The organism is Bifidobacterium sp. ESL0827 (assembly GCF_052606685.1).
This window is the reverse complement of the sequence record NZ_CP199597.1, coordinates 1,449,369-1,465,286: the sequence shown is the minus strand read 5'-3', so window position 1 is coordinate 1,465,286 and position 15,918 is coordinate 1,449,369. Positions and strand designations below refer to the sequence as shown.

The following is a 15,918-nucleotide window of genomic DNA, read 5'->3' as shown; positions in this document are numbered from 1 at the left end:
GATGTCGCAGTGTCCGGGGTCGGCGCCGGACTGGAGGGAAGTCCTTATGAGACGGTTCATGAACCGCCTACGCAGCCTTATGGGCAACCGGAGCAAGGATGGTGAACAGGCCGATGGCGAGGCTTTGGAGGGCTCGACCCAGGCCTTGCTGGCACTCATCCCCGCCGCCACGGTTGTGGTTGATGGCGATGGCGAGGTTGTTCGCTCCAGCCCGGATGCCTACAGGCTGGGAATCGTCAGCAACGACGAGATCTCCAATCCGAAGATCATCGAGGCCATCGCGCAGGTACGGCGTTCGGGCGGTCGACGCAGCTTTAATCTGATCACGCGAACGCCTACCGAATTCGCTTTGGATGTCGCAGCTGAGAGCACTGAATCCGATAATTGGGATATTGACGAGGCCGAGGATCCTGGGGACGAGACCCATGTTCAGGCCCAGGCGGTTTCCAGAAGGAACTGGCTCAAGGTCACGCTAGGGCGCATCGACCAGTCCTTGGTGGTGGTGCTTATCGATGATGTGAGCGATTCGGTCAGGTTTGTTCGGACCAGGGACGCTTTCATGACCAATGTATCCGAGCAGATGCTCAAGCCGGTCCAGGCCCTGGAGGAGCTGGCGGCACAGCTCAAAACCACCTCCCATCTGGAAGGGGATGACCCAGAGCTTCTTCGCAGTCACCTGCGTAGCGTTTCCAAGGATGCCTCTTCGGTCCAGCGCTACAGCGCCTATCTGGGGCACGTGCTCAAGGATCTTCTTTTGCTGATCCGGGCTCAGGAGCGGATCAAGCCCAGCAGGGAGAACGTGCTTGACGTGGCTGAGCAGATAAGGGCAGTGGTGCAGGATGAGCAGAATGGAGCGGATCAGGCCCATGTGACCCTGCGATGGCGATGCGACCAGCCGCTGACGATTCATGGCGACGGGCAACAGATCAGAGTGGCTCTGGCCAAGCTGATGGAGAACGCTATCTCCTATTCGCCTTCAGGCTCTACCGTCTCCCTGGTGGCACAGGCCTCCAAGGATGGGCACTACGCAAAAATCAGAGTGGTCGATCACGGCCGAGGCATATCCAAGGCCGACCAGGGCAGGATCTTTGAGCGCTTCTACCGCGCCGACAATCAGAACGAGGAAACTGCAGTGGGCATCGGCCTAGGGCTGGCAATCGTTAAGCATGTGGCCCTGACCCACCATGGCTCGGTCACTGTGTGGAGTGCGCCGGGAGAGGGGAGCACCTTTACGCTGATGCTTCCTCTGGCTCAGGATCCGGTTGCTGGGCAAGGCGGCGATAATCCCAGCGATTGAAATGCTCCCAGATCAACAGCAGAATGCCTACGCCAACCCCGGATAGGCAGACAATCAGAGGCTTGGTGACCGTCATTCCGGTCAGGGCCAGAATGCCCACCACGGCCAAGGCCAGAATCCAGGCACCAGTGCCGAGCAGGAAGATGCGTCGCAGGTCCACCTGCACGGGCCGAGGCGAAGGCCTGCGGGCATCCGGTTCGAAAATGGGAGCCAGCTTCATACCTTTACTGTACCGTTCGCAATGACATGCGGCGACCCCCTCGCCTTGCCCAAGCCGCGGCCCTTGTCTTATCATGACGGGGATTGGTGGGTTCGTATGCACCGGCCCATGGAGGGATTTCCCGTGGAAAGGGGAGTGCGTGTATCCGATCCAAGCTGTGGAGAAGCACTACGCCTGGGGCTCATATGACCGACTGCAGCGCATGTTCCATCTGGATGAGTCAGACGGATGCCCGGGGGATACATTGGCGGAGATGTGGTTCAGCGGACACACCGAATCCCCCTCGCCCCTGACCTTGCCCGACGGCTCGCTGCTGCCTCTGACCGTGGCCATCCGCCGCAATCCCATGGCCCTGCTGGGGGAGCGCGACTCCCGCCTCTTCGGCCCCACCCTGCCCTACTTGTTCAAGATCATCTCGGCCCGCATCCCTCTGTCTCTGCAGGTGCATCCCCTGGATTTCGAAGCCCGTGCCGGCTTCAATCGTGAAAATGCCCTGGGAGTGCCTGACGACGATCCCAGCCGCTCCTTTCACGACAGTCTGGCCAAGAACGAGATGGTGGTGGCCTTGGAGCCCTTCCAGGCCTGTGTAGGCTTCGCGACCATCTCCACGCAGCTGACTCTCCTACGCGCCGTGGACCACCCTCTGGCCGAGCTGATGACCGAGGCGTTGACCGCCCGCACCTTCCACCTGGGGGTTCCCCCGGCCCGCTTTGCCGCGGCTGATGCCATGATGCCGGTCTCCTCTCTGATCTGGCCGGACTCCCGCCGACGTATTTTCCGGGCCTTCCACGCCGCTGTTACTGCTGAACCAGAGGCGGCCCGAGGTCTGGAGGAAGCCTTGGAGGCTGCTGCTGGGCGGCTGCGATCCAAGCGGGCGGGATCTGTGCTGGACCATGCCCTGTGTGCCGCTCGAGCCTTTCCGGATGACCCCGCTGTGCTCTGCTTGCTTATGCTCAACCCTGTGGACCTGGAGGAGGGCGATTCGGTCTATATCCCGGCCGGGACCCCTCACGCATACATCCACGGCACCGCGGCAGAGATCATGACCAACTCCGACAATGTGCTCAGGGCCGGCATGACACCTAAGCATCGGGACATTCCCAACCTCCTGCACAGTCTGGACTGCCAGCCTTCGGTCCCCATTGACCCATCAAGCTCCATGATCGCCACCCTGATCATGCACAATATGGTGACCTACCGGCCCAAGATCAATGAATACATGCTTGTCTACGGGCACGTCGAGGAGGGTGGAGCCACTTGGCCCCTACTCAATAGGCTTCAGCAGCGCTACGGGGATCTGATAGAGCGTCTGGGGCCGCGCCACCTGATGATTCCCCGCCGTGGACCACGCATCATCGTCTGTACTGATGGCCGGATCCGTTGCACGGCCGCTGAACAGTCCTGTGTACTGGACCAGGGGCGGGCACTCTTTATTCCCTCCGAGGATGGCCGTGTCGACATCACCATGCCCCAAGATTCCAACGATGCCGGCGGATCTTTCCTCCTGGCCTCCACTCCGGTCTGACCTCGTATGAGTGCGGTTCGCTTAGGGTGGACAATGCAGGGGTCAAAACTGTGGGACACGCCGTGGCGGACGGCACGCATGCGGGTTTGCTCATGTCCGCCATATGTCCGTATAATCCTAGCGTATTCCGTGGTTGTCGAAGATGAGCGACCACCGAAGCCATGCTTGAGTACACCAGTATGGACGATTCAGGTCATTTGGCCCGGGTCTTCGTTTGCGTTATGGTGTTCCCTTGTGATGGTTCGTGGTACGGCACGAAAGTCGCGTCGGAACATAAACGGGAGTGATTCTAGATGAAGCATGCTGCGCACAGGGCTTCGGCCAGGCGGGGCGCAGGTGTCGGCAGTCGGTCGACCGGCCGATCGTCGGGCATAACCCAGGCAGCAGGCATTGAGGGTCTTGATGGTGCCTTGACAGCCAAGCTCAACGAGGTAGCCCCTCGGACCCGTCGTTCCATCCGTCTAGCGGCCAAGGCCGCAGCTCGTCGCTCTCATATCATGACCGGTTCTGCTCTGACCGTCCTGGTTGGTGCTGCCGCTTCCTCCATGGCTGTCAGCCAGGCTCGGGGCGACTGGTCCCTGCCCTTGGCCGACAGTGTCGCCATCAATTTGGTCACTCCCTCATCTCCCGCTGGCGTCTCTGGAGCAAATGGTGATGCAAGGGTCTCTCGTTCTGATTACCGTCAGCCCTTGGCAACAGCTTCACAGCGCAACGAGGGCAGCTGGGAGCTGGGCGAATCAGAACCCGATGCCGGGCAAATGTCTAAATCCCTGGCCAGCAATCCGGTCGTGGCTGTGCTGATGGATGCCAACCGATCAGTACTGCCGGCAGGATTCAATCCCAACCATGTCACTGGAGATGCGGGCAATGCCTACGAGTTCAGCCAGTGCACCTGGTGGGCCTATGTCCGTCGTCACCAGCTGGGCCTGCCGGTGGGTTCACACATGGGCAATGCCAAGGATTGGTCCGGTTCTGCTCGCTCCCTGGGCTATTGGGTGGACAACACGCCACGCAATGTCGGCGATATCGTTGTCTTCCAGGCCGGCCAGGAAGGTTCGGATCCCACTTATGGCCATGTGGCCATCGTCGAGAAAATCAATCCCGACGGTTCCATCGTCACCTCCGAGTGTGGTGCCATCATGAACGGAAAGACTTACTCTCGCACCTTGTCCAATGTGCACGCTTTGAACTACATCCACTACTGATCCTTGACTGCGCGGATCGTGTCCTCTTGTACTTGGTTCTTGTTCCCAATACGTGATAGAATTGTGCCCGATGAAAAAAACACGCAAGTATGTGAGCATAATGGCAGCTGCCACAATCAGTGGCATGCTTTCCATCGGTATACCCGCCGTGGCCCAGGCCAGTGACGGCAGTGAAGCCGCAGTCACTTCGTCGCGTTCATTCACTCCTGGCAGCAAAGTTCGTGCCGACCTGCTGACTGAGTCGACGGCTACCACCGTCGAAAAGGACAGCAGCTGGGGTGGAATCGAGTCTTTGAACGTTCCTGCCACTAAGTCTCAAGCCGAGAAAGATGCTGAAACTAGAGCCCAGCAGGCTCAGGAACAAGCTCAGACTGCAGCCAGTCGGCGTCAGTCCGCACAGCAGGTCAGTCGTTCGTCTGCTCGTGCCAGCACCCCCAACACAGTTACCGATGTGCCGGTTTCCGGAACGGGTGCAGATGTGGTCAACTACGCCCTTCAGTTCCAGGGGATTCCTTATGTGTTTGGAGGGACCGATCCTGCCACGGGCTTCGACTGCTCTGGGTTCACCCAGTATGTGTTCGCCCACTTCGGCATCGGTCTGCCCCGCATAGCCGCTGCCCAGGGTTCGGCTGGCGTGCCGGTTACGGATCCAGCCCCTGGCGACCTGATGGTGGCCCTAGATGGCAGTCATGTGGGAATCTACGTTGGCGGCGGACGCATGATCCACGCCCCGTCCCCCGGCCAGAGCGTCAAGGTTCAGGCTGTCTACCAGACCTTCAACTATCGCCGTCTGGTCTGAGGCAGAGTTTATGCAGGCTTAACGCCCCTACGGGGGCGTTTTGCATATTCAGAGTTGAAGTTCCTCGCGTGTTGGCCCTTGCCAACTTATTGATCAGGTCTGCATGCGATATTCTGACAGAAAGAGCGGTGTCGGTTTGTCATCGCCAAGTTTAAAGGAGGTCGTCGGATGAGCAACGACAAGGCTGTTCTGGTAGGCGTCGATGGCTCGGACGCCAGCTACAAGGCGGCGTGGTGGGCCGCCAACTACGCTAAGCATGCAGGGTTGACCCTGCAAATCGTCTGCGCCTATTCACTTCCCTCGTATGCGGCCGTTTCCTTCGATGCGACCTATACCACCATGGGAGACGACGTAGCGGCTCACAACGATGCCCAGGAGATTCTCTCCAAGGCCAAGGCAATCGCCGATGAGCAGGGTGTAGGTGCAGCCACGCTGATTGTGACAGGGGATCCTTCGTCGGTCTTCGTGGAGCTGAGTCGCAATTACCGGCTGATAGTAATCGGCAACCGTGGCAAGGGCGGCCTGGCTGAGCGTCTGCTGGGGACCACCAGCTCCAGCCTGCCTGCATATGCCTACTGCCCTATCGTGGTCGTTCCCTACACCGACGACGACGGCAATCTGATGCATTTGAGCAACGACATCAAGCGGGTTGCCGTGGGCTCCGACGAGTCCAAGTGGGGTCTTAAGGCACTGCAGATCGCCGCGGCCTTCGCCGACAGCTGGAATGCTGAACTTGATGTTATGTCAGCAGTGCCGAACATCTCCGGACTGACTGGCACAGGTTCGGCTGAGGAGCGCAGCGTCATGGACTCTTATCTGGATGACCTCAATACCAGAATCGCTCCGCTTATGAAGACTTACCCGGATCTGCGCATCAACAAGACCGTAGTGCCAGGGTCTGCCGTAGAAGCCTTGACTCAGGCCAGCAAGACCCATGACGTGGTAGTAGTCGGCTCGCGTGGCCGTGGTGGCTTCACCGGGCTCCTGCTGGGATCTACCAGCCAGGGTCTCCTGCAGCATGCGGTCAGCCCCGTTTACGTGGTGCCGCGCAAGTACGTGGAGGCCGAGGAGTCCGGTCTCAAAGCCGCAGCCGACGCGGCTGAAAGCAAGGATGTGGCCGATATCACCGGAGTGGAGCAGATCTCTGTGGATTTGGCCAAGCCCGAGCAGCTGGCTGATCTGGAGTCGACCATCGATCCCGAGCATAAGGAGTAAGGCGGTCGATTCAACGGCAACATCGACGAAGAGCGGGGATTTCCGAAGTTCAATGAACCTGGGGATCCCCGCTCCTTTATCGCCGTCAGATCAGTGGCGAACTTTGACGGAGACCCTGACCGGGGTCTCCCGCTGATAGGTATGCGCTACGGTGCAGGACTTGGCAATATGGCGGCGGATCCGTTCCTCCAGCTTGTCCGCATCCTCCTGGGCCAGCCTGGCCGAGGTGGCATCGACATCCACCTGTTCGTCGAAGCTCAGGTAGGCGTCGTCGTCGGAGTCATAGGTGCCGTCCACTACGATTTTCGCCCCCTTGCCCTTGCCCAGGGCGCTCTCCACGGCGAATTGGCTGGAGAGGGCTCCGCAGGCGGCCAGAGCGATCTTCATCAGATCGCCCGGGTTGAACTGATCCTCGCCCTTGCCGAAGCTGATGTGGGCCCCATTGTCGCCATAGGCGTTCCAGGTGCCATCCTTGTCGCGTTCAACCCAAAGTCTCTTGCCCATCTGTTCCTCCTTGTCCACACCCAGCCGGGTGCGTCATCCGGATCCGACCCTGTGGCCGGACCTGTTCCTCCAATCTAACCCGGACTGTGCGATTCGTCACCGGGGCGCGCTCAGCTGACCGAGGACTTGATAGTATGGCCGCATGGCCTTGACTCCCGAAGAACTGCAGCGTATTCGTACACGTATCCCTGATCGTCCCGACTCGGACATTCCCACTCCCTACGAGGACTTGGTGCGCACCATCCTGCGCGGGGGCACTTTGAAGTCTGACAGGACGGGCACCGGAACCATATCTTTGTTCGGGCAGCAGATGCGCTTCGACCTGTCGCATTCCTTCCCCCTGATCACCACCAAGAAGGTCTTCTTCCGTGGCATTGCTTACGAGCTGCTTTGGTTCCTGAAGGGGTCGCAGAATGTGCGCTGGCTACAGGAGAATCGCGTGCATATTTGGGACGAATGGGCCGACCCGGAAACCGGGGATCTGGGCCCGGTCTATGGGGTCCAGTGGCGCAGCTGGCCCGCACCGACGCCAGAGGACCCCCATCACACCATCGACCAGATCGCCAAGGTGCTGGATCTGATACGAACCCATCCGGACTCCCGTCGAATGATCGTCACTGCTTGGAATCCAGCCCAGGTTGACAGCATGGCTCTGCCACCCTGCCATGCGCTCTTCCAGTTCTATGTGGCCGATGGCAGGCTGAGCTGCCAGCTCTACCAGCGCTCTTGTGACATGTTCCTGGGGGTGCCTTTCAACATCGCCTCCTATGCCCTGCTAACCCTGATGATGGCCCAGCAGGCTGATCTTGAGCCGGGGGAGTTCGTCTGGACCGGCGGCGACTGCCATATCTACGACAATCATGTGGAGCAGGTTCTGGAGCAGCTGTCGCGCAAACCCTATCCTTATCCGACCATGCGCATACGCAAGGCCGATTCCATCTTCTCCTATCAGTACGAAGACTTCGAGGTGGTGGACTATCAATGCCACCCCGCCATCAAGGCCCCAGTGGCTGTCTGATGGTGCGCTGAGCCGAATACGGGCACCGTCGAATCCGAAGATTAGAATGTTCTGGTATATCTACTCACTATGAGGAGTGAACGCAACAGATGGAGCATGACAATAGTCGAAGCGGCTATCACGAACCCGAGCCCGGTCAGGCCGGGCTTCTAGGCGATGAGGATTGGCGGCATCAGGAAGAAGAGATAGGCCGCCGCTCATCGGTCAATATGATTTGGGCGCAGGCGCAGGCCACTGACGGTCGGCGTGGCGCCATCGGTTACCACAATGCGCTGCCTTGGCATCTGAGCGAGGATATGCGGCACTTCAAGGAACTGACCGTATCCCATCCTGTCATCATGGGGCGGCGGACCTGGGTCTCCATGGGGGAGCGGCCCCTGCCCAAGAGGGACAACATCATTCTGTCCAGTGACCCAGGGTTCCATGCACCTGGCGCCACCGTGGTATCTGCGGCCGACGATGCTCTGGAGCTGGCCAGGCAGGAAGCCATTCCCGACGATGGGATGGATCGCAGTGAAATCTGGATCATCGGCGGCGCAGGGGTTTTCAGCACTTTCTTTCCGCTGGCCGATGCGGCCTACGTGACTGACCTGGATCTGCAAACTCCAGCCGACGTCTTCGTTCCTGATATGGAGGAGCTAGTCAGCAAGCGGTTCTGGCAGGTGCGCGATGAGAGCCGTTGGATGACCCCTGCCAAACCAGACCAGGCGGATGCCATACGGCGCTTCCGGTACATAACCTATGGGAAGGTGCGTTGATGGCCCAGAATTCTGAAGGAAAGGCTTCACGGGGCCCTTACAACGTCATGACCGTCTGCACTGGAAATATCTGCCGGTCACCCATGGCTGAGATCATCCTGCGTAAATTCTTCCAAGATCGCGGACTGGATGAGGACCAGGTCAGGGTGGAATCCAGCGGGGTCAGCGACGAGGAGTTTGGCAACCCGATAGATCGGCGTGCTCAGAAGGTTCTGCGCGAGCGGGGCTACGAGGTGCCGGCTGACCACTTCGCCCACCGGATTACCCGGGAGGAGGCCGAAGACGCCGACCTGCTCCTGCCCATGACGGCCGACCATATGCGCGCCCTGTTGCGTTTGCTGCCTTCAGGCAAGCGATCCGCCGTTCATCTGTACCGCAGCTTCGACCCGGATCTGCCCAAGCCGGTGCCGGGCCGGGAGAGCCAAATCGATCTGGTGGACCCCTGGTACGGTGGTCCCCGTGAGTTCGAGGTGGCCATCGATCAGATTGAGCACACCGCGCCCTACATCGTCGACTGGGTGGCCCGTCAGCTGTCCTGAACGATAGATGAATGTAAATATCAATTAAGCCCCTGGATTCCTTATGAATCTCAGGGGCTTAATGGCTGGTGGCTCCGAGCGGGATCGAACCGTTGACCTAGCGATTTTCAGTCGCTCGCTCTACCAACTGAGCTACAGAGCCATGAACAGTCGAAAAGACCTGGACAAACCGGGCCAGACCATTCCCAGCGACTCCGGCCGGACTTGAACCGGTGACCTCCGCCGTGACAGGGCGGCGCTCTAACCAACTGAGCTACGGAGCCGAGGCTGCTCGAACAGCCAAGAGGAAAGTTTACATGAGCGCCGGAGGAATGCAAGCCCCGGCGCGTCGCTACCTAGTCCTGCTGTTGCCAGCCATCGGTGTCGATGTGGTGGGCAGGGTTGGCCTGCCAGGCCTTCCAAGCTGATTCAACGATCTCCTCGACGCCGTACTTGGCGTGCCAGCCCATTTCGGTGTTGATTCGCGTGGGGTCGCCGATCAGATGCGGCGGATCGCCGGCGCGGCGGGGCTTGATGGCCTCAGTGAAGGGTAGGCCCGTCACCTTCTTGACCTCGTCCACGATCTGGCGAACGGATGTGCCCTGGCCAGTGCCCACATTGAAGGCATCATAGCGGCGCTGGTCGCGGTCCAGGTAGTCCAGGGCGGCGATGTGGGCGTCGGCCAAGTCGGAGACGTGGATGTAGTCGCGCACGCAGGTGCCGTCGGGAGTGGGGTAGTCATCGCCGAAGATGGCGGGTGCCTTGCCCTGCCGCAGCCTGTCGAAGAGCATGGGAATCAGGTTGAGCACAGCCGGGTCCTCCAGGCTGACTGGTCCGCAGCCGGCAACGTTGAAGTAGCGCAGGGCGCAGAAGCGGATGCCGTAAGGCTGTTCGCAGGCCCGGGCCATCCACTCGCCGACCAGCTTGGTCTGGCCATAGGGGTTGATGGGGACCATGGGCTGCACGTCCTCGGGGACCACGTCGACCGGGGGCTCGCCGTAGGTTGCGGCCGAGCTGGAGAAGACCAGCTTCTTGGCGTCGGTCTTTGCCATGGCGGACAGGACGTTGATCATGCCGTTCAGGTTCTGCTGGTAGTACCAGATGGGCTTCTCCACCGATTCGCCCACTTGCTTGCGGGCGGCGAAGTGGATGATCGAGTCGACCTTGTTCTCCTGGATGATCTCGGCCAGACGCTGATCGGCGCCCGGGGCGGACACATCGGCGCCGTAAAGGCGGGCATTGCCTATCCGGCTGGGCTTGCCATAGCTGAGGTCATCGACTACGACGACCTCCTTACCGGCCTCCTGCAGTGCGTGGACCACATGGGCGCCAATGTATCCGCAGCCACCTGTAACTAAAACTGACATCTGCATGCCTTTCCTGTCGAAACCGGACGAAAGAGCTTGTTCGATTTTGCAATCTTTTGTTGTTTTTTGTTCTAGATTGAGTATATCACGGGCACATGTGACTGTTGTGCCCGCTCGTATCCGCTTTCTAGGATATATATGAGCTGTGATGAGTGCAGAAAGACAGAGCAAGGCCCCCATGAGGTCCATCGTCTCCTATGTGAGGCGATCCGAGAAGCTGAACGACCGGCTGGCGAGGGCTTGGGCTCAGTATTCCTCCAGATACCTGCTCGATTTGGGCCAGGCTGAGGGTTCGTTGACGGTAGCCGAGGATCTGTGTTGCGATATAGCAATGGTCAGGTCGGTCTGGGGGCGGGATACGCCACTGATCGTCGAGATCGGATCCGGCCAGGGGGAGAACGTCGTGGCCAGCGCCCGGGAGCACCCTGATCTGAACTACCTAGCCCTGGAGGTCTATCAGCCGGGGTTGGCCCATACCATGCTGATGGCCGGTAAATCCGACCTTGATAATCTGCGGCTGGCCCAGGTCAACGCACCTGACTTTTTGGCCCGGATGGATCCTGGACTGATCAAGGAAGTCTGGACCTTCTTCCCCGACCCCTGGCCAAAGATGAAGCACCACAAGCGTCGTCTGGTCCAGCCGGCCCTGGCTGAAGATCTGGCGAGGTGTTTGGTGCCAGGCGGCATCTGGCGAATCGCAACCGACATCGAGGATTACGCCCTGCATGTGCATGAAGTGATGGACGGCAACCCGAAATTCAGAAATCTGGGCACTCTGCCAGTCAGTCTGCCCACTCAGCATGTCGGCAAGGGGACGGCTGATAAGGCCAAATCCCTGCCTCATACCATGTTCATGGAGTCGGAGCGGTTCGAAGGCAGAATCGTAACCAACTTTGAGCGCAAGGGGATTCAGGCTGGCCGGGTCATTCACGACCTGACTTATCAGGTTTCGGCAGACTGACCATAGAGTGCGCATAAACGTGAAGACTGAGGGAGGCCCCGATGGTCAAGAAAATAGTGGTGGGGATGCTGGCTCATGTCGATGCCGGCAAGACCACGCTCTCGGAGGCCATGCTCTACCGGGTCGGGGAAATTCGCCGTCTGGGCAGGGTGGACCATGGCGATGCCTTTCTGGACACCAACGATCTGGAGCGTCAGCGTGGCATCACCATTTTCTCCAAGCCAGCCCGGCTGACCTACCGTGATGTCGATCTGACCCTCATCGATACACCCGGCCATGTGGATTTCTCAGCCGAGATGGAGCGGGTCCTGTCAGTCTTGGATTATGCCCTTCTGGTCGTCGACGCGACCGCTGGATTGGAAGGGTATGTCGATACGCTCTGGCGGCTTCTGACACGCTACGAGGTACCCACTTTCATTTTCGTCAATAAGTTGGATTCCCCTGGTGCTGATGCCGCCCGCATCCTTGAAAGCTGCAAGCAACGCTGGTCTCCGGGCTGCTTCGATTTGAGCCGTGGACTCGAGCATGGCGATATGGAGGATGTGGCCCTGCTTGACGAGGATGTCATGGATGAATACCTCAAGACTGATGGTATATCGGATGAGAGTCTGGCAAGGTTGGTTGCCGATCGTCGTCTCTTTCCATGTTTCCTTGGGTCTGCCCTGCGCCTGGACGGGGTCGATGTCCTCCTGGAGGGGCTGGAGCGGTACGCCCTTTCGCCTGTGTATGGCAAACAGTTCGGCGCAAGGGTGTTTAAGGTATCGCATGATGACAAGGGTGCCAGGTTGACCTGGCTCAAGGTGACCGGTGGCGAGCTACCGGTCAAATCTTCTTTGGCCACCGAACTCCGTCATGGAGATGAAGACAGCAAAGAATCGGGTTCTGTTGAGGAGGCGTACAAAACAGCTGGAGCTATGGGAAAGAACGAGCACGTTGAGACGAGGGAGACGGTTGATCAGCTTCGTGTCTATTCGGGAGATTCCTATAGGTTGACGGACTGCGCCCAGGCCGGAAGCATCGTGGCAGCAACCGGCCTTGATCTCACACGTCCGGGGCAGGGGCTTGGGTGTGAGCGGGAGGATCTGACTCCTCTGCTGGAGCCGGTGCTGTCCTATGCAGTGGAAGCCGAAGGGGTGGACCCGCATCACTTGTTGAGCGCCTTGCGCATCTTGGAGGATGAGGATCCCCTCCTGCATGTTGTCTGGCAGGAACGGCTCCAGGAGATCCACCTACGTATCATGGGCCAGGTTCAGTTGGAGGTGATTCAGGTTCAGTTGGAGCGGCGGTTCGGCATGCAGGTCTCCTTCAGCCAGGGCGGGATTCTCTATAGGGAGACCATTGCTGCCCCCGTCGAAGGAGTCGGACATTTCGAGCCCCTCCGCCACTACGCCGAAGTCCACCTGCTCCTGGAACCTACGGAGCCGGGCAGCGGTCTCAGTTTTGCGTCGACATGCAGTCTGGATCGCCTGGAAGGGAACTGGCAGCGGCTCATCATGACCCACCTGGCGGAGAAGGAGCATCTGGGCGTTCTGACGGGGTCGCCCATCACCGATATGCGCATCACCTTGCTGGACGGCCGCGGGCATATCAAGCACACCGAAGGCGGGGACTTCCGCCAGGCCACCTACCGGGCCGTCCGGCAGGGGCTGATGAAGGCTCGGAATATTCTGCTGGAGCCCTGGTACCATTTCAGACTCACAATTCCTCAGGCAAACCTCGGCAGAGCCATGTCGGACATCTACCGGATGAAGGGCAACTTTGCGCAGCCGCAGGCAGACGGGGATACTTTCGATCTGGAAGGGGATGCACCGGTATCGCAGATGCGTGATTATGCCATCGAGGTCAGCGCCTACACTCACGGCAGCGGACATCTGACCTGTTTCTTCAACGGGTATCGTCCCTGCCAGGACCAGGATGTTCTTGTGGATTCCATCGGTTATGACCCCGAGTCCGACTTGGAGAACACCCCTGATTCGGTTTTCTGCGCCCACGGAGCAGGATACCCGGTCAAATGGAACAAGGTGGAGGACTTCATGCACCTGCCCGGCGGCAAGTACATCTGAAACACAGCCTTGAGGATTGCGTTTGACTTTTCACTGGAATCAAGCGGTTTGCAAAAAGGGATCATTTCGGGCATTTGGATGCTGCCGCTTGGAGATTCCCATAAAATGTTGAACATGATCGATCATCTGACGCTGAAGGTCCGTGACATCCAGGCTTCCATCGATTTCTATAGCCAAGCCCTGGCACCATTGGGGTACGTGGCCAAGGCCCACCATGAGCCCACCATTGGGTTCGGTGCAGAGGATGATGGGGCCCACTCGGACTTTTATTTGACGCCGAGTGAGGACGGGATTGGCTCGCCGGTGACCCACATAGCCTTCAGGGCCGCTGATACAGCAACGGTGGATGCCTTCTACAGGGAGGCACTCGCTGCCGGTGGCCGTGACAATGGTGCTCCAGGGTTGCGCGATTATCATCCCAAGTACTATTCGGCGTTCGTCTTTGATCCGGACGGGAACAATGTCGAAGCAGTGGTGGACTGGTCAGGGGCCCAGGGGTAACTGCGTCAGTCCACATACGAGATCATGTCAGCCTCTGAGCGGCTGGGAAAGCCTAGGATGACCGGTATGACCTATACAGCCGCATTTGATGTGGGGACCACGCAGGTCAAGGCCGTTCTTGTGGATGACCAGGGCTCTGCCAGAGGGTGCGCGTCCAGCGGTCTTCTGCCGATTGACACGGGTGATGGGCGTATCGAGCAGAATCCTGAGGATTGGCTACAGGCCTTCATCGAGGTGTCCCGTGATCTTTTGGCCAGGGCCGGGCGGAATATCGAGCACTTCAAGAGCGACCAGGTCACCGGCATCATCATGAGTGGGCAGATGCAGGACCTGATCGCCCTGGATGCGCAGGGGCAGCCCGTCGGACCGGCGATCCTGTACGCGGATGGCAGGGCCGAAGAGGAGTCTGCTGAGCTGGTTGAAGCCTATGGGGCTGAGTCCTTCCGCGCCCGAGTGGGGAACCCGTGCGATGGGTCCCTGCCCGTAGCCAAGCTGATGTGGATGTCCAGGCATCAGCCCGACCGGTATGCGCAGGTTCGCCATGTGCTCATCGATGCCAAGGATTATCTGATTTGGTGGCTGACCGGTGTCTACTGCGGCGATGTGACGGCCTGTTCGACGGCAGGCGCCATGGATCTGTGCTCGCGTGAGTGGAGAAGGGACATCCTGGAAGCAGCAGGCGTGGATACTGCGACCTTCCCGGAACTCTATTGGCCATGGGAGAGCGTCGGCGCCAGCACGCCGGGCGCATCCGCTGCCGCGGGGTTTGCTCCGGGAACCACAGTCTATGCAGGCATGGGTGATGCTGGGGCATCCACCTTGGCTGGCGGGGTATTCCATCCTGGTCAGTTCAATATCAACCTGGGCACATCCGGGTGGATTGCCACAGTGACAGACCGAGCTGTAACTGACCGCCCTGGAATGGTCAATCTGGCCTATCTGGGCACAGACAGCATCATCAACACGGTGCCATTCCTCAATGCCGGCAACGTGCATGCTTGGGCCACCGGAGTCTTCGCGGGGGGCAGTCGGACCGAGGGCGACGGCAATCCCTATCGACGAATGGGACACTTGTTGGAATCCAGCCCTGCAGGAGCGCGTGGTGTGATTTGCCTGCCCTACCTGGTGGGGGAGCGCTTCCCGATGATGAACCCTGCGATTCGTGGAGCCTATGTCGGCATTTCTTCCGAGACCGAGACATGCGACCTTGCCCGAGCCGCATTGGAAGGCGTGTCCTACTCGATTCGGCAGGGGCTCGACCTGCTGGGCACGCCTATCGAGCGTGTCACCCTGATCGGCGGCGGCACCCGTGAGCCCCAATGGTGCCAGATGCTGGCGGATATCCTTGACGCGCCCGTTCAGGTGCTTGATGATGCCCATCTCATGCCTGCAGTGGCCTTGGCCGAGCTGGTCTCTGTTGGCAAACAGACCGGCTCGTCTTCCCGGCCCGATCTGCAGGCCTTGGAAAAGTTGGTGGAAGCGAACCTTGTTGGACGGGTCTATTCACCCGACGACGCAAACCGTCATGTGTACGATGCTGGTTACAACCGGTTCCGGCGGTTATATCCGGCTTTGGATTCCCTCCGGTAAGTGCCCATCAAATGCAGTCGTTGCTAATGGCTGGCGAGGACTATTCAGGCTGGCCTACGGATGGCAACAGGTTTGATTGCTCTCGCATGCTCGCAGACTGCACCAAGCAAAGCTGTAGAAATTTAAACAAGGAAGTCGTCATTTTGCTAGGGAATTTCCCTCGAAGGCGAGTTATACGTGTGTACTAAAGTGTGCACTATCTTAGTTTGATAGAGCTCTAAACGGCCCGATTCTGGTTTTGCACTGAATCTTGTCCGAGTCTGCTGCGGCTGTATTCCGCCATTTTTAACCCTTTGCCTTGTACCCCCGGAGAGAGTCGAACTCTCGCTGTCAGATTGAAAGTCTGGTGTCCTAACCGTTAGACGACGGGGGCGAAC

Annotated in this window: 15 protein-coding genes and 3 tRNA genes; 12 read left to right on the top strand and 6 right to left on the bottom strand. The window is 59.3% G+C overall.

Features of this window, described 5'->3' with window-relative positions:
• The first annotated feature begins 46 nt into the window (after positions 1 to 46).
• On the top strand, positions 47 to 1,297 hold the full coding sequence (locus ACUIAI_RS05875) for a sensor histidine kinase (protein ID WP_445341846.1): 1,251 nt from the start codon (positions 47 to 49) through the stop codon (positions 1,295 to 1,297).
• Here the strand turns inward: ACUIAI_RS05875 and ACUIAI_RS05870 are convergent.
• Positions 1,230 to 1,517 carry a DUF2530 domain-containing protein gene (locus tag ACUIAI_RS05870; RefSeq protein WP_445341845.1) on the bottom strand — a complete coding sequence of 96 codons (288 nt, stop codon included), beginning with the start codon at positions 1,515 to 1,517 and terminating at the stop codon, positions 1,230 to 1,232. The two genes, ACUIAI_RS05875 and ACUIAI_RS05870, sit on opposite strands and share 68 nt — an antisense overlap.
• Before the next feature lie 139 nt (positions 1,518 to 1,656).
• Here ACUIAI_RS05870 and manA point away from each other — a divergent pair, with 139 nt between their 5' ends.
• From manA to ACUIAI_RS05850, 4 genes are all read left to right on the top strand, one after another.
• Positions 1,657 to 3,042: a mannose-6-phosphate isomerase, class I gene (gene manA, locus ACUIAI_RS05865; protein WP_445341844.1), complete on the top strand. Its 1,386-nt coding sequence runs from the start codon at positions 1,657 to 1,659 to the stop codon at positions 3,040 to 3,042.
• Between the two features lie 293 nt (positions 3,043 to 3,335).
• Positions 3,336 to 4,247, top strand: a complete 912-nt coding sequence (locus ACUIAI_RS05860; protein WP_445341843.1) for a CHAP domain-containing protein — start codon at positions 3,336 to 3,338, stop codon at positions 4,245 to 4,247.
• Positions 4,248 to 4,317: 70 nt separating this feature from the next.
• On the top strand, positions 4,318 to 5,046 hold the full coding sequence (locus ACUIAI_RS05855; protein WP_445341842.1) for a C40 family peptidase: 729 nt from the start codon (positions 4,318 to 4,320) through the stop codon (positions 5,044 to 5,046).
• A 168-nt stretch (positions 5,047 to 5,214) separates the two neighbouring features.
• Entirely contained in the window at positions 5,215 to 6,261 is a 1,047-nt protein-coding gene (locus ACUIAI_RS05850; RefSeq protein WP_110413328.1) for a universal stress protein, read from the top strand.
• Between the two features lie 90 nt (positions 6,262 to 6,351).
• Here the strand turns inward: ACUIAI_RS05850 and ACUIAI_RS05845 are convergent, their stop codons facing one another.
• On the bottom strand, positions 6,352 to 6,765 hold the full coding sequence (locus ACUIAI_RS05845) for an OsmC family protein (protein ID WP_110413327.1): 414 nt from the start codon (positions 6,763 to 6,765) through the stop codon (positions 6,352 to 6,354).
• Between the two features lie 142 nt (positions 6,766 to 6,907).
• On the opposite strand from ACUIAI_RS05845, the gene ACUIAI_RS05840 reads away from it, so the two are divergent.
• The 3 genes from ACUIAI_RS05840 to ACUIAI_RS05830 all read left to right on the top strand — a co-directional run bounded on the left by ACUIAI_RS05840 (position 6,908) and on the right by ACUIAI_RS05830 (position 9,080).
• Complete coding sequence (locus tag ACUIAI_RS05840) at positions 6,908 to 7,783, top strand: thymidylate synthase (RefSeq protein WP_254478344.1); 876 nt, start codon at positions 6,908 to 6,910, stop codon at positions 7,781 to 7,783.
• A gap of 89 nt (positions 7,784 to 7,872) precedes the next feature.
• On the top strand, positions 7,873 to 8,541 hold the full coding sequence (locus tag ACUIAI_RS05835) for a dihydrofolate reductase (RefSeq protein ID WP_254478345.1): 669 nt from the start codon (positions 7,873 to 7,875) through the stop codon (positions 8,539 to 8,541).
• Positions 8,541 to 9,080 carry a low molecular weight protein-tyrosine-phosphatase gene (locus ACUIAI_RS05830; protein WP_445341841.1) on the top strand — a complete coding sequence of 180 codons (540 nt, stop codon included), beginning with the start codon at positions 8,541 to 8,543 and terminating at the stop codon, positions 9,078 to 9,080. The genes ACUIAI_RS05835 and ACUIAI_RS05830 overlap by 1 nt, the downstream gene beginning before the upstream one ends.
• Positions 9,081 to 9,146: 66 nt before the next feature.
• Here the strand turns inward: ACUIAI_RS05830 and ACUIAI_RS05825 are convergent.
• The 3 genes from ACUIAI_RS05825 to galE form a co-directional block, all read right to left on the bottom strand.
• Positions 9,147 to 9,222 (bottom strand) — tRNA-Phe (locus ACUIAI_RS05825).
• Positions 9,223 to 9,269: 47 nt separating this feature from the next.
• Positions 9,270 to 9,343 (bottom strand) — tRNA-Asp (locus ACUIAI_RS05820).
• 72 nt (positions 9,344 to 9,415) lie between these two features.
• Positions 9,416 to 10,426 carry a UDP-glucose 4-epimerase GalE gene (gene galE, locus ACUIAI_RS05815; protein ID WP_445341840.1) on the bottom strand — a complete coding sequence of 337 codons (1,011 nt, stop codon included), beginning with the start codon at positions 10,424 to 10,426 and terminating at the stop codon, positions 9,416 to 9,418.
• A gap of 148 nt (positions 10,427 to 10,574) precedes the next feature.
• Between galE and trmB the strand changes: the two genes are divergently transcribed.
• The 4 genes from trmB (at position 10,575) to ACUIAI_RS05795 (ending at position 15,541) form a co-directional block, all read left to right on the top strand.
• On the top strand, positions 10,575 to 11,387 hold the full coding sequence (gene trmB / locus ACUIAI_RS05810) for a tRNA (guanosine(46)-N7)-methyltransferase TrmB (protein ID WP_445341839.1): 813 nt from the start codon (positions 10,575 to 10,577) through the stop codon (positions 11,385 to 11,387).
• A gap of 41 nt (positions 11,388 to 11,428) precedes the next feature.
• Positions 11,429 to 13,450 (top strand): GTP-binding protein, encoded by a 2,022-nt coding sequence (locus tag ACUIAI_RS05805; RefSeq protein ID WP_445341838.1) that lies wholly within the window; start codon positions 11,429 to 11,431, stop codon positions 13,448 to 13,450.
• A gap of 114 nt (positions 13,451 to 13,564) precedes the next feature.
• Positions 13,565 to 13,951: a VOC family protein gene (locus ACUIAI_RS05800; protein WP_254478349.1), complete on the top strand. Its 387-nt coding sequence runs from the start codon at positions 13,565 to 13,567 to the stop codon at positions 13,949 to 13,951.
• 57 nt (positions 13,952 to 14,008) lie between these two features.
• Positions 14,009 to 15,541, top strand: a complete 1,533-nt coding sequence (locus ACUIAI_RS05795; protein ID WP_445342826.1) for a xylulokinase — start codon at positions 14,009 to 14,011, stop codon at positions 15,539 to 15,541.
• Positions 15,542 to 15,842: 301 nt separating this feature from the next.
• Here ACUIAI_RS05795 and ACUIAI_RS05790 read toward each other — a convergent pair.
• A tRNA-Glu gene (locus ACUIAI_RS05790) sits at positions 15,843 to 15,914 on the bottom strand.
• Positions 15,915 to 15,918: the final 4 nt, after the last annotated feature.